The organism is Streptomyces sp. NPDC058632, assembly GCF_042717095.1.
Taxonomy (GTDB): domain Bacteria; phylum Actinomycetota; class Actinomycetes; order Streptomycetales; family Streptomycetaceae; genus Streptomyces.
The window spans coordinates 17,466-29,455 of record NZ_JBHXQZ010000096.1; the positions used below are offsets into that span (position 1 = coordinate 17,466).

12 protein-coding genes and 3 pseudogenes are annotated in these 11,990 nt (G+C 66.4%); 8 read left to right on the plus strand and 7 right to left on the minus strand.

Going from position 1 to position 11,990, the window contains the following annotated elements:
• Positions 1–19: 19 nt before the first annotated feature.
• Entirely contained in the window at positions 20–892 is an 873-nt protein-coding gene (locus ACFWVE_RS28775; RefSeq protein ID WP_384020045.1) for a DUF6119 family protein, read from the minus strand.
• A gap of 102 nt (positions 893–994) precedes the next feature.
• Entirely contained in the window at positions 995–1,462 is a 468-nt protein-coding gene (locus tag ACFWVE_RS28780; RefSeq protein WP_384020014.1) for a transposase family protein, read from the minus strand.
• On the opposite strand from ACFWVE_RS28780, the gene ACFWVE_RS28785 reads away from it, so the two are divergent.
• A protein-coding gene (locus ACFWVE_RS28785; protein WP_384020017.1) for an IS3 family transposase occupies positions 1,461–2,713 on the plus strand; the annotation gives its coding sequence in 2 pieces (ribosomal slippage) (positions 1,461–1,743 and positions 1,743–2,713; 1,254 coding nt in all). The two genes, ACFWVE_RS28780 and ACFWVE_RS28785, sit on opposite strands and share 2 nt — an antisense overlap.
• Here ACFWVE_RS28785 and ACFWVE_RS28790 read toward each other — a convergent pair.
• The 3 genes from ACFWVE_RS28790 to ACFWVE_RS28800 all read right to left on the minus strand — a co-directional run bounded on the left by ACFWVE_RS28790 (position 2,697) and on the right by ACFWVE_RS28800 (position 4,700).
• Positions 2,697–3,161: a hypothetical protein gene (locus ACFWVE_RS28790; RefSeq protein ID WP_384020020.1), complete on the minus strand. Its 465-nt coding sequence runs from the start codon at positions 3,159–3,161 to the stop codon at positions 2,697–2,699. The genes ACFWVE_RS28785 and ACFWVE_RS28790 overlap by 17 nt on opposite strands.
• Before the next feature lie 58 nt (positions 3,162–3,219).
• Positions 3,220–3,696 carry a hypothetical protein gene (locus ACFWVE_RS28795; protein WP_384020023.1) on the minus strand — a complete coding sequence of 159 codons (477 nt, stop codon included), beginning with the start codon at positions 3,694–3,696 and terminating at the stop codon, positions 3,220–3,222.
• Between the two features lie 170 nt (positions 3,697–3,866).
• The gene (locus tag ACFWVE_RS28800; protein ID WP_384020026.1) at positions 3,867–4,700 is read right to left on the minus strand and encodes a DUF6119 family protein; all 834 of its coding nucleotides are present in this window, start codon (positions 4,698–4,700) and stop codon (positions 3,867–3,869) included.
• A 493-nt stretch (positions 4,701–5,193) separates the two neighbouring features.
• Here ACFWVE_RS28800 and ACFWVE_RS28805 point away from each other — a divergent pair.
• From ACFWVE_RS28805 to ACFWVE_RS28820, 4 genes and pseudogenes are all read left to right on the plus strand, one after another.
• Positions 5,194–5,970 (plus strand): annotated as a pseudogene (locus tag ACFWVE_RS28805) (helicase associated domain-containing protein); the annotation flags it as partial.
• A gap of 92 nt (positions 5,971–6,062) precedes the next feature.
• Complete coding sequence (locus ACFWVE_RS28810; RefSeq protein WP_384020029.1) at positions 6,063–6,617, plus strand: M23 family metallopeptidase; 555 nt, start codon at positions 6,063–6,065, stop codon at positions 6,615–6,617.
• 195 nt (positions 6,618–6,812) lie between these two features.
• Complete coding sequence (locus tag ACFWVE_RS28815) at positions 6,813–7,982, plus strand: ISAs1 family transposase (protein WP_384020032.1); 1,170 nt, start codon at positions 6,813–6,815, stop codon at positions 7,980–7,982.
• Between the two features lie 71 nt (positions 7,983–8,053).
• Positions 8,054–8,320: pseudogene (locus ACFWVE_RS28820) on the plus strand (integrase core domain-containing protein); the annotation flags it as partial.
• A gap of 24 nt (positions 8,321–8,344) precedes the next feature.
• On the opposite strand, the gene ACFWVE_RS28825 reads toward ACFWVE_RS28820, so the two are convergent.
• Both ACFWVE_RS28825 and ACFWVE_RS28830 read right to left on the minus strand, forming a co-directional pair.
• Positions 8,345–8,974, minus strand: coding sequence for an alpha/beta hydrolase (locus tag ACFWVE_RS28825; protein ID WP_384020036.1), 630 nt, complete (start codon positions 8,972–8,974; stop codon positions 8,345–8,347).
• 100 nt (positions 8,975–9,074) lie between these two features.
• Positions 9,075–9,539: an ester cyclase gene (locus tag ACFWVE_RS28830; RefSeq protein ID WP_384020039.1), complete on the minus strand. Its 465-nt coding sequence runs from the start codon at positions 9,537–9,539 to the stop codon at positions 9,075–9,077.
• Positions 9,540–9,682: 143 nt separating this feature from the next.
• Here ACFWVE_RS28830 and ACFWVE_RS28835 point away from each other — a divergent pair, with 143 nt between their 5' ends.
• The 3 genes and pseudogenes from ACFWVE_RS28835 (at position 9,683) to ACFWVE_RS28845 (ending at position 11,910) form a co-directional block, all read left to right on the plus strand.
• Positions 9,683–10,591 carry a LysR family transcriptional regulator gene (locus ACFWVE_RS28835; protein WP_384020042.1) on the plus strand — a complete coding sequence of 303 codons (909 nt, stop codon included), beginning with the start codon at positions 9,683–9,685 and terminating at the stop codon, positions 10,589–10,591.
• 228 nt (positions 10,592–10,819) lie between these two features.
• Positions 10,820–11,660, plus strand: a pseudogene (locus ACFWVE_RS28840) (IS5 family transposase); the annotation flags it as partial.
• Between the two features lies 1 nt (position 11,661).
• On the plus strand, positions 11,662–11,910 hold the full coding sequence (locus ACFWVE_RS28845; RefSeq protein ID WP_384020048.1) for a hypothetical protein: 249 nt from the start codon (positions 11,662–11,664) through the stop codon (positions 11,908–11,910).
• Positions 11,911–11,990: the final 80 nt, after the last annotated feature.

The following is an 11,990-nucleotide window of genomic DNA, read 5'->3' on the forward strand; positions in this document are numbered from 1 at the left end:
GAGGGTGCGGCCCCCTGCGTCAGCGGCGGATAGCGACGACTTCGACCTCCGCGTTCATCGCGCGCAGCCGCCTGACTGCCTGGAGCAGCGAAACCTGGGCAAATGCGAAGAGCGAGTCAACACGGATGTCCTGGCCGTCCTTCAGAAGGATCCCGAAGACCACCCGGAGCGTGCCGAAGTCGTCGAGCAGGCGGTGGTCCGGCGTGTGTGCGGCGACCTGGTCAAGGAATTTGGTCCGTACTTCAAGGTCGCTGCGCAGCGTCTCGACGGCGACCACACCCTGGGCGAAGAGGTGGTTGAGGGGGGCCGTGCTGGCGGGTGCCTTCTTGATGCAGATCAATTGGTTCTCGGGGCCGAGAACGTCGCAGATCTCCAGGCCTCCTCCCCTGAACTTCCCCGTGACGATGTCCTTCTTGTCGAAGAGTAGGTACCCGTCCGGCTTCGCCGCTTGGTGGTTGAACCAATCCTCGTCGTGAGAGTCGCGGCCTTTGGAATCGAGTGGGCCCTTGGTCCACCGCGGGAGGGTGACCGTCTGCGGCTGGGTGAACAGGGCGGTGAGTTCTTCTTCCAGGGTCTCAAGGAAGCCGGCCCCTACCTCGAACCATTTACCGTTGCCGTAGAACAGGCGGTCTGTGCCCATCGTGATGTCGGCGATGAGCCACTCTTTCCCGTTGGTGGTGACGCTGGCCGGGGTCAGGAAGTCGTCGTCGCTGAACATGGTGACCCGTACGTCGCCGAGGGCTTTGAGCCGTTCTCCCTCAGGCTTGTCCTGTACGAACTGCAGCAGGTGGTGCAGTTCAAGGTCGTTCGTCTCGATCGTGCGGGTGCCTCGTCTGACGCGGAACGCCTGGGCAGAGCTGTAGCTTTCCTGGCACGAGTCAGGAATCCCAATGAGCTCGTTTCAACCTGAAGTTGCAGGTCCGGAGGCTGGCGTGGGTCGCGGTTGGGATGCTCGTGCCGGTCGGCGGTGTGATCGGTAGGAGGTGATTGTCCGTCAGCGGTGGACCTCGGCGTTCGTCAGCACGAGGAGCGCCCGCAGCAGCGTGGTCGCGTGTCGGGCGTTCATGCGGACCTTGGTGAGGATCCGCCAGTTCTTCAGGTCGGCAAAGCCGTGCTCGTTTGCCGCTCGCTCGCGGCTGACCAGCCGGTTCGCCTCCTTCTGGGCGTCGGTGAGCGGATGGCCGCGACTCGCCCGTCGGCCGGTGACGATGACCGGGTCGTCGGGGGCGTCGTCCAGGCCGACGAAGCCGAGATCTGCCAGAGCGCCCAGACCGGCCTCCCGCAGGCGGGTAGTGATCCTGTTGTGGCGGGCGGTGGTGATCTCGCTGGAGCGCCCAGGCTTTGCCGCCGAGATCCAGACCAGGTTGCCCGCCTCGTCGGTCAGGGCGAGGAACAGCAGGCCGTGGGCCTTGAACCGCCCCGGCTCGAATAGAGACTCGATTTCATGAAAGGATCGAGTCATGGCACGACCTTCCCGTTACCCGCTTGAGCTCCGCCGCCGTGCGGTGCGCATGGTCGCTGAGGTGCGCGACGATCACCCGAACGAGACGGCCGCTCTGCAGACGGTGGCCGACAAGCTCGGCATCGGCTCCCGCGAGACGCTGAGGAACTGGGTGAAGCAGCACGAGATCGACGCGGGGGCGCGTCCGGGGACGACGACGGAGGAGTCCGCCCAGCTCAAGGCGTTGAAGAAGGAAAACGCCGAACTCAAGCGGGCCAACGAGATCCTCAAGGCCGCGGCAAGTTTCTTCGCGGCCGAGCTCGACCGGCCACACACATGCTCGTAGCGTTCATCGACGAGCACCGGGACCGCTTCGGCGGCGTCGAGCCGATCTGCAGAACCCTCACCGGGCACGACTGCAAGATCGCCCCTTCCACGTACTACGCCTACAAGAAACGCCTCGAAACTCCCTCCGCCCGTTCTGTGCGCGACGAGAAACTCAAAGTGCGCATCCAAGAGGTCTACACGTCCAACTACCGCGTCTACGGGGCCCGGAAGGTCTGGCGCGAGCTGAACCGGCAGGGACATGCGGTGGCCCGCTGCACCGTCGAGCGCCTCATGCGCGAACTCGGCATCACCGGCGCCGTCCGCGGCAAGAAGGTGATCACCACACTTCCCGGCGGACAAGTCGAACGGGCTCCCGACCGCCTGGAGCGCGACTTCGTCGCCAAGGCTCCGAACCGCTGCTGGGTCGCGGACTTCACCCACGTGAAGACCTGGGCCGGTGTCGTCTACGTCGCCTTCGTCGTGGACACCTTCTCCCGCCGGATCGTCGGCTGGTCCGCGGCCACCGTGAAGGCGACGGTCTTCGTCCTGGACGCTGTGGAGATGGCGATCTGGCAGCGCGACCGCGACCAACACCCCGTTCGACCAGGCGAGTTGATCCATCACTCGGACGCCGGGTCGCAATACACGAGTTTCCGGCTCGCCGAGCACCTGGACGCCGCCGGCATCGCCGCTTCGATCGGATCAGTCGGAGATGCCTACGACAATGCCCTGATGGAGAGCACGATCGGTCTGTTCAAGACCAAGCTGATCAAACCCCGGCGGCCCTGGAAGACGCTGTCCGAGGTCGAACTCGCCACCGCTGAATATGTTGACTGGTACAACCACCGCAGGCTCCACGGTGAGATAGGCCACGTCCCACCGGTCGAGTACGAAGCCACCTACTACACCGAACTCACGAAACCCCAGGTCACAACCACAACCTGAGATCTCTACCGAACCCGGGGCGGTTCACCTTGTGCTTGCCCGAATAGTTCGGCCGGTTCTCGTCCCCGGTGCGTCGGCGAGTACGGACGAGAGTGCCGTCGAGCAAGACGACGACGCCACCCTTCCGGGCGATTTTCTTCAGAGCGCGGTCCAGGCGCGGGGCACGGGCCGACAGCAACCCGATCACTTCCAGTAGCCAGCGGCGCACGGTGGAGGCGGAGACGTCGTTGCCGCCCGCGATGTCGGAAAGCCGCTGGTCGTGGCGGAGAACTGCCAGGACGATCAGGGCGATCCGGCCGGGTGGGAGCTTGCGCCAGCGGGAGCGGATCTTCTTCAGGTGGCTGCGGACCAGGCCGGCGACCAGGTCCAGGGTCGAGCTCGACAGCGGCAGGCGGCACTGGTAGACAAGCCCCTCAGTGCCCTCGGCGGGACTGGTGTTCTTTCGCATGGAATCCCCAACTCCCGCCGGGGACCTGCGTGTTACGCCGGAATCAGGCCGCGGCCGGTCAGACCGGCGGCTGCGGCAAGGCGGTGAAGCGGCCGGCGGGGGTGCGGTGCAGCCAGCCCCGGTCGGCCAGGCGCCTGAGCTTGTCGCGTACCGGTTCGACCTGCCCGGGCTGGGTGCCCCTGCCGAGGTGGACGCTGACGTCCTTGGCCGGGACCGGCTCCGAGGCTGCGGCCACGATCTTCATGATCGCCTGGTAGTCGGCGGGCAGCGCGCTTTCGTCCGTGCCCGGCTCTCGGTGCGGGACCAGCAGCATCCCGCCCGCACCCGGAGTCGTCACTCTCTCCAACTCCTCAGCCTCGGCCGGGTCGTCGGCCTGCGCGCTCCGCTCGGCCTCGATGAACTGCCCGATCACCACCTCGGCGGCTTCCAGCCGGGCCACCTCGGCATCGACCTCGGCGAGTTCCTTGCGCAGCCTTTCGGCGCGGTCGGCCAGCACCACCCTTCGCTGCATCACCCAGACCAGTACGTCCGCCACCAGCAGCCCCCTCCCACCCGGCTCTCCTCGGAGCCTACGAGGCACTCCCAACCCGGCATCGCGATTCCGGCGAACCGGCAATGCGCCGGATGATCACCTGCTACCGATCACACCCCCGACCGGCACGAGCACCTCAGCCCCCGCCCATGCCAGCCCCATGACCAGCGAATTCAGGTTGAACAACGCTCAATGGTCAGGCGGGGACTGTCCGGGTCCGCAAGGTGTTTTTCCAGGATGGCCTGGGCCTGCACCGCCTTTTGGCTGCGGCTGTCAAGGGTGTGGACCCTGTTGACAAAACGCAGTTGCGGCAACGGATCAGGTCTTGCACACACGTCTTCGATCGCCTGCAGGTCACTCAGGAACTGTTCCACGGTGGTGGCAAGGGGAAGCTTGATGGTGGCCTGTGAGCACTCGACGCGGACCTGTCGCGTCCTGCCGGTCTCCAGGGAGGTCAGTGACAGTCCGCTGACGGTGCCACATATGCGGCGGACGACGGCACCGAAACGGTCCAGACCAAAGTCGTCGATCCGCTCACCCCGTGACACCGAGTACTCGTCGACCCGGCCTCTGCCGTCCATGATCTGGTTGCGGATTTTGATGACCCCGTGGTCATCGAGGCAGCGGGTCGCGAACTCCAATCCGAACTCGTCGTCACGAAAGTAGGGGTCCAGCATGTGCTGCCCCACCCCGTAGCTCAGCGCGTAGGTGCCGCGGCCGGTGCGCATGAGAATGAGTCCCGCCGCGGCGCGGCTGCGTTCCTTGACGTCCAGTCCGGTGATGGATTCCACCGCGCTGCACCAGTCGGCGCGCTCTCGGGGAACGCCTCCGGTGATCAGCAAGCCCTCCATCCCCTGGCGGGTGAACTCTCTGACCTGGTAGTCCTCACTGTCGAGGTATCTCTCGCGGACGAACGTGCGCAGTTCCGGGGTGGTGCCCTCGGAGGGCCTGAGCCGGTGGAGGGTGGACTTACGGGTGGCGGATCGGGACGTGCGGCTACTACCCAAGACAGCCTCCACACACGCGAAGCAGTTGAAGGCACTACGAAAGCAGACAGGGTGCCGTCTTCACCACCGAACAGATCTATCCGCCCCCAAGCGGCATGCCCTGCGGACGGAAGCTGCACAGGGCACCCACCGGCAAGCTCCTCGAACTACCACCGACGGCACCCAAGGCTCATGGCCCCTGACACCGAACTCTCCGGCATCTGCGCCTACTTCTGCGTCCGCGTCCGGTCACCCGCCACTACCGCCAGCAATGCCACCCGCGTCCCCCGCACCAAAGAGGAACTCACCAACCTCGACACCACCCGACCGGCCCCGCCAAGTAGCAGCTCACCGGAACTGCACAACACCCGGCCATGCCGCGCAGACGACATACACGCAGGTCAGACAACCACCACCCCGCTCAGAGCACTCCAGACACCGCCAAAATCACCCAGAAGATCTGAAAAACCCCAGCTCGCAGACCCAGCCGCAGCGCAGAAGAACTGGGCGACGACACCGCAAGGAACTGCTCGACCTGCCGGAGGCCGGGATGGTGTGGGAGCCGGACGAAGAGGCGTGGGAGAACAAGCTCGCCGCGCTCCGGTCCTACCGGCGGGCCACCGGGCACCTCGCACCCCGCCAGGACGCCGTGTGGGGTGAGGGTGAGGGTGAGGCGATGGTGCCCGTCGGGCAGCACATGGCCAACCTCCGCCGCAAGGGCGGCCTGGGGAAGGCCCCGCAGCGGGCAGGGGAGCGGGCGAAGCAGCTGAAGGCGATCGATGAGGACTGGAACTGCCCCTGGCCGCTGGACTGGCAACGCCACTGCCGCGTCCTCGCCGACCTCGCCGCCGACGAACCCTACGGCCATCTGCCCGACATCCAGCCCGGCGTCCTCTTCGACGGCGACGACATCGGGCGGTGGCTCCAGCGGCAGAAACAGCCGGGCACCTGGGCGCAGCTGTCCGCCGAGCAGCAGGAACAGCTGACCGGGCTGGGCGTCAAGCCCGCCCAGGCACCGTCTCCCGCCCCGGCAGCCGGGCGTACGGCGAAGGGCACGAGCAAGGCACAGCAGGCATTCCAACGCGGCCTGACAGCCCTCGCCCAGTGGGTCGAACGGGAAGGTCAACGGCCGGTACCACGCGGCCACAGCGAACAGATCGCCGTCGACGGCGAGGCGGAGCCGGTGATCGTAAAGCTGGGCGTATGGGTCTCCAACACCAAGCAGCGGCGGGACAAACTCACCCAGGACCAGCGCGACGCACTACGAGAGCTGGGCATCGGATGGGCATAGCAGGCCGTGGCCCATGCCTGTTGCGGCACACCCCTCGACACCCACCCCAGACATCCATGAGCATGTCAACTCCCCTAAAGAGGAGTTGCACAGTGAACAGAACGACAGGAGCCCGACGCCGACTCGCCGCGATGGCGGGTGCGATGGTGGCGGCCGCGGGCATCATGCTGTCCGGCGCCACCCCGGCCTCAGCCGCGGACTACTACTACGAGCTCCCCTACCCGGCCGGCGAGGCCTACCAGGTCACGCAGGGCCCGGAGGGCACGTACTCGCACACCGGCCCCTACAACGAGTACGCCTGGGACTTCGGTCTCCCCACGAACTACGAGGTCTCCGCCGCCCAGGGCGGCACGGTCCTCGTCTCGAACTGGTCCCCGTACTGGCAGAACGGCATCGAGGTAATCATCCGACACTCGAACGGCCAATGCACCCACTACGCCCACCTGAACCGGGCCATCTACAACACCGGTGACTGGGTCCCGCAGGGCCGGGTCATCGGCTGGTCGGGCAGCACGGGCGCGTCAAGCGGACCCCACCTGCACTTCCAGGTGATCAACTGCAACACCCGGGTGGGCATCCCCGCCACACTCCAGGGCTGGGTGCCGTACACCGGGTCGTGGCCGGTCAGCGTCAACTCATACGCCTGAAACACATGAGTGCGCGCATCCCCCTCCCGCCGGGCAGGGACGTTGCGAGGTCGCGGATTGCGTGAGCTTGCCCTGTGATGGGCGGTCATGCCGGTTGGGCCTGGATGCGAGTGCAGGCACGGCCTCGGTGATCATGTAGGTGTCGAATCCGCATGACCACAACCGAAGACCGTGCCTGCTGTCTCAGCTTCTCCCATGCCTTCCGGGCTGGTGCAACTGGCCTGTACCCCATCGCCGCAGCCGTTGCCCGATGCGGTGTGCCTCGTCCGGTTCCTCACCGGCCTGAGGGATCCGCGTGATCGCCGGGGCCGGCGTTTCCCGCTCACCGCGATCGTTTCGGCCGCGGCCGCCGGTGTTCTGGCCGGCGCCCGGTCCCTGACCGCGATCGCCGAGTGGATCGCGGACGCGCCCGAGTGGGTCCTGCGTGCCCTCGGATTCACCGTCAATCCGTTCACCAGGTCGGTCACCGTCCCGCACACCACCACGGTGATGCGTCTCCTCGGCCGCCTCGACGGCGACGCCTTCGATGCCGCGATCAGCGCGTTCCTTCAGGCCAGGGCCCATACACGGCAGAGCGGAGAAGCCCGGTGGCGGGCGGTGGCCGTCGACGGGAAGCAGTTGCGCGGCACACGCACGGGCGGAGGGAAAGCGGTATGGCTGATCGCCGCGATGGACCATGCCGGAACTGTGATCGCCCAGGGGCAGGTCGACGCCAGGAGTAACGAGACGCCCGCGTTCATCCCGCTGCTGGACAACCTCACCTTGGAGAACACCGTGGTCACCGCGGACGCCACCCACACCCAGCACGCGAACGGCCTGTGGCTGCGGGAACGCGACGCCCACTACATCGCCGTAGTGAAACGCAACCACCCCAGCCCGCACGAACAGTTGAAGAACCTGCCCTGGACCGACGTCCCCGTTGACCACAAGGACCGCACGAAGGGCCGGGGCCGCCTGGAGATCCGCCACCTCAAGACCGTCGCCTTCCGGCACCTCGACTACCCCGGCGCCCGCCAGGCCCTGCGCGTCATGCGCTGGCGCAACGACCTGACCAGCAAGAAAATCACGATCGAACGGATCTACTTCGTCACCAGCCTCCCGCCCGGCGCCGCCACGGGCGCACAGATCGCCGACTGGATCCGAGGACACTGGAAGATCGAGAACCAACTCCACCACGTCCGCGACACCACCTTCACCGAAGACGCCTCCACCATCCGGACAGGCAATCTGCCCCGAGTGATGGCCACCCTCCGCAACCTCGCCATCAGCACCCTCCGGCAGGACGGACGCACCAACATCGCCGCCGCCACCCGCCATCACGCCCGCCACCCGCACCGACCACTGGCCACCCTCGGATGGACGTGATCAACCCAGACTCACGTGCTCAACCGGACGAAACGACAGCACGCAACGTCCCTGCCGAGCACCCGGAGGCCGCCGGCATAGCGGCCTCGATCGGCTCGGTCGGCGACGCCTACGACAACGCCCTCATGGAGTCCACGATCGGCTTGTTCAAGACCGAACTGATCAAGCCCGGACGGCCCTGGCGAACCCTTTCCCAGGTCGAACTCGCCACCGCCGAGTGGACCGACTGGTACTGCCACCGCCGACTTCATGGTGAAATCGGGCACATCCCACCCGCCGAATACGAGACCAACTACTACCGCGAAACCCCGAAACCCCAGGTCACAACCACAATCTGAAGTCTCTACCGAACCCGGGACGGTTCAATCGCGGTTGTCGAGCATGGGGTAGATGAGGATCTGCCGGGCCAGGTGGATGCCTTCCTGACGGGCGCGGATCGCCGTGGTCGCTGCCAGGGTGCCTCCGGCGCTTTCGCCCATCACCGCGACCCGAGCCGGGTCCACACCGAGCTCGTCGGCGTGTTCGAGCAGCCAGGTCAACCCCGTGTAGACATCGTCGGTGAGAGTCGATCCGGTCACTTCCGGGGCCAGCCGGTACTCCACCGACAGGAAAGGAACACCGGCAGAGGCGACGTACTGGGCGATGAACGGTGCGAAGTGCGCCACCTCGCCGGCGACCAGACCGCCACCGTGGGCGTGGACCACGGCCGCGGAGGGGTCGGTGACGCCGAGCGGGGTGAACCAGTGCAGATCGATGCGCGCGCCGTCCTGCGTGGCCGCGCTGAACACCTGATGTCCGACCTCAAGCCGATCCAGATCAGCGGTCAGGGCCGGATAGAGGGCGGCAACGGTCTCCCACCAGGTCTTCCAGTCACCGGGCGCCAGCGGCTCGGGCGCGGCGTCAGCGGCACTGGCGGCGAGCACGGATGACAGTTCGGGGTCGAGAGAAAAAGACATGGTGCATGCTCCGGCGTTGCTGGGGTGTGTCTTCACGGTTGCTCTTGTCGCTGAGGCGCAGGTGTCCGGCCGAGGCGAGCCGACGTGCGTGCTGGAAGGCGGTCGACGGGGCCTTCCAGCACATCGCGGGTATCTGTCAGCGCCCCTGGGTGAGGTCGATGCCGAGCTGGCGGAGAAGGCCGACGTTGTCGTACTGGACCCACTCCTCGGCCAGTCGGCCGTCCTCTCGGTAGCGGAAGTGGTTGATCAGTTCGAGTCGCATCAGCTGCCCGTTCGGTGCGATCGTGCCGACCGGGGATGCCTCGAAGGGCGCGGTGAAACGGCCCGACATGCAGGTGCGCGCGCTAACGTACTCACCCTGGCTGATGAGGGCGCGGCGCTCACATGCGAATCCCTCGAACGCGGTACGCATGGCCGTGAAGAAGGAACGGAGCTGCGCGTACGTCAGGTCACCGTCGGGTCCGTGGAATATGAAATCGTCAGCGAAATAGGCATTCAGCTGCTTGTCGTCGCCCACGGCGATCGCCTCGCGGCCGATCCGCACCAAGGCCCGCGCACGCTCGTCGTACCGGGTGTCGTCAGAAGAAATGAACTCGCTCATACCAGAAGCCTTTCAGAGATGGTGGCGTTGTCACCGCTTTCGACAGTAGCCCACGAAAACCCTTTTCCAGGCCCTGCATCATATGCAATTATTAATCCACTCCCATAACCTTTTTGCATGGCTCGGGCAGCTATGATGCTCCCATGCCCGAACTCAGCATCAGCGCTCTGCGCGTCGTGCGCGCAGTGGCCACGCACGGCTCCCTGAGCGGCGCCGCGCGCACGCTCGGCTACTCCCAGTCCGCCGTCTCCCGCCAAGTCTCAGCCGCGGAGAAAGCCGCGGGACAGGTGCTCTTCGTGCGCGGCGCACGCGGTGTCCGGACGACGCGGGCGGGAGAGATCGTCGCCCGCTTCGCCACCGAAACCCTCACCGGCCTCGACCGGCTGGACGAACGTCTCGATGAGCTGACCTCCGGGCCTCAGGTGCGGATTCGGGTAGGGGCGTTTCCATCAGCGAGCGCCGCCATGCTCCCTTTCGCACTGGCCAGGGCACTGGAGCAGTTCCCCAGGATGACGTTCGCGCTCACGGAGGCGTCCTCACCCCAGCTCGTGGACCAAGTCGTTTCGAAGCGACTGGACGTCGCGGTCGTGGCTTCCGGACCGGGTCTGCCGCAGCCGGCCCTTGAAGGGCTGCGTCTCTCCCCGCTGCCGGGCGGCGAACTGATGGTGGGCGTGCCACGCGGGCACCCGCTCGCCGGAACGGAAGGCGCCGTGCCAGTGCGTGAACTCGCCCACGCGGCATGGATCATCGGCAAGGGCGCCAGGGACGAACCGCAGTTCGGCGCCTGGCCCACGCTGGCCGACCCTCTCATCGCCTTCCGCGCACGGTCCTGGCTCAGTCGTTTCGGACTTGTTGCCGCCGGTCTCGGTGTCTGCATCATCCCCGGGTTTCTCGCCCCAGTGGTCCCGCAGAGTATTTCCCTGGTACGCGTGGACGACCCGAATTGGCTGGGAAGGAATATTTTCGCGATCACGAGAAACGACGGGGTGGAAAACAACGAAATCCTGGTCCGGGTCCTGCAGGAATCCTTTGCGAATCAGCAGAGAGACTGACCCCGCGCACGCAGGCGCGGGTACCGGCTCATGGAGGTCCTCGGCCCGCGCAGAGAATGCCGGCCTCCCGGACGAAACCGATGGTCTCCTGCACCAGCGACACCAGCCGGTCGTTCTCCGCTCTCAGAGAGCGGTATGTGGCGTGATGCCGCGTTTGTTGTCGCTGGCACGTGTGGCACTGGCGTATCGAGACTGATCGGGGAGTCCTGTCGTGCTGGAGTGTTCTTCGTGAGCGACCGCCAGCCCCACAAGAACGACTTATCCGACGAGCGGTGGGCCCTGATCGAGCCCGTCATCGCCTCCTGGAAGGCCCGGCATCCCTCCGTCAGTGGCCATCAGGGCGCCTACGAGATGCGGGAGATCGTCAACGCCCTGCTCTACCAGTCCCGTACCGGCTGCCAGTGGGACTACCTCCCCCACGACCTGCCCCCGGTCGGCGCGGTGAAGTACTACTTCTACAAGTGGCGCGACGACGGCACCGACCAGACCATCCACGACCTGCTGCGCTGGCAGGTCCGCGAGAGCCGGGGGCGCAAGGCCGACCCGAGCCTGGTGGTGCTCGATACCCAGAGCCTGGACGTGGCCGCCGGGGTGCCCGCCGACACCACCGGAAGGGACGCGGCAAAAAAGTCCCAGGCCGCAAGCGCGGCCTGGCAGTTGATGTTCTCGGTCTGGTGATCGCGGTGGTGGTGCTGGCCGCGTCCGCGCACGACAACGCCGCCGGCATCGCCTTGCTGGACAAGGTCGCCGCCGACACCGACACGGTGCAGAGGGCCCTGGTCGACCAGGGGTTCAAGACCGCCGTCGTCGACCACGGGCAGAAGGTGGGCATCGACGTCGAAGTCGTCGAGCGCAACCCGGCAGGCAGCGGGTTTGTCCCGCAGCCCAAGAGGTGGGTAGTGGAACAGGTGAACGGGATCATGATGCTGCACCGCAGGCTGGTACGGGACTACGAGCACCGGCCCGCCTCCGCCGAGTCGAGGGGTACTGGGCCATAAGCGACCGGATGGCCCGGATGCTCACCGCGACCTCCACCCCCACTTGGCGCCAGCGAGCTGACCTTGGGAGCGGTGCTGACGCACCTGGAGGAGCAAGAGCGCGAGATCGCCGCGCAGGCCGAAGCTACGCGGGGACGCATCGCGGAACTCACCGCGCAACTGGAGGAGTTCGACCGGGTCGCCGAGGAGATCCGCATCACCCGCAAGACCCTGCTGGCACTGCCCGATCGGTCCCCGCCGACGCCGCCGGCCGCAAGGCTGCCGGACCATCCGGCCTGCCGGCAGATCATGGCGTTTGGGCCTTGTCCCAAGGCCAGGTAGTTAGCGTTTTCGCAGGTCAGGCAAGTGGCGGTGAAGAAATCTTGACGTAGAACAACGGAGCTCGTTGGTACAGGCAGTCG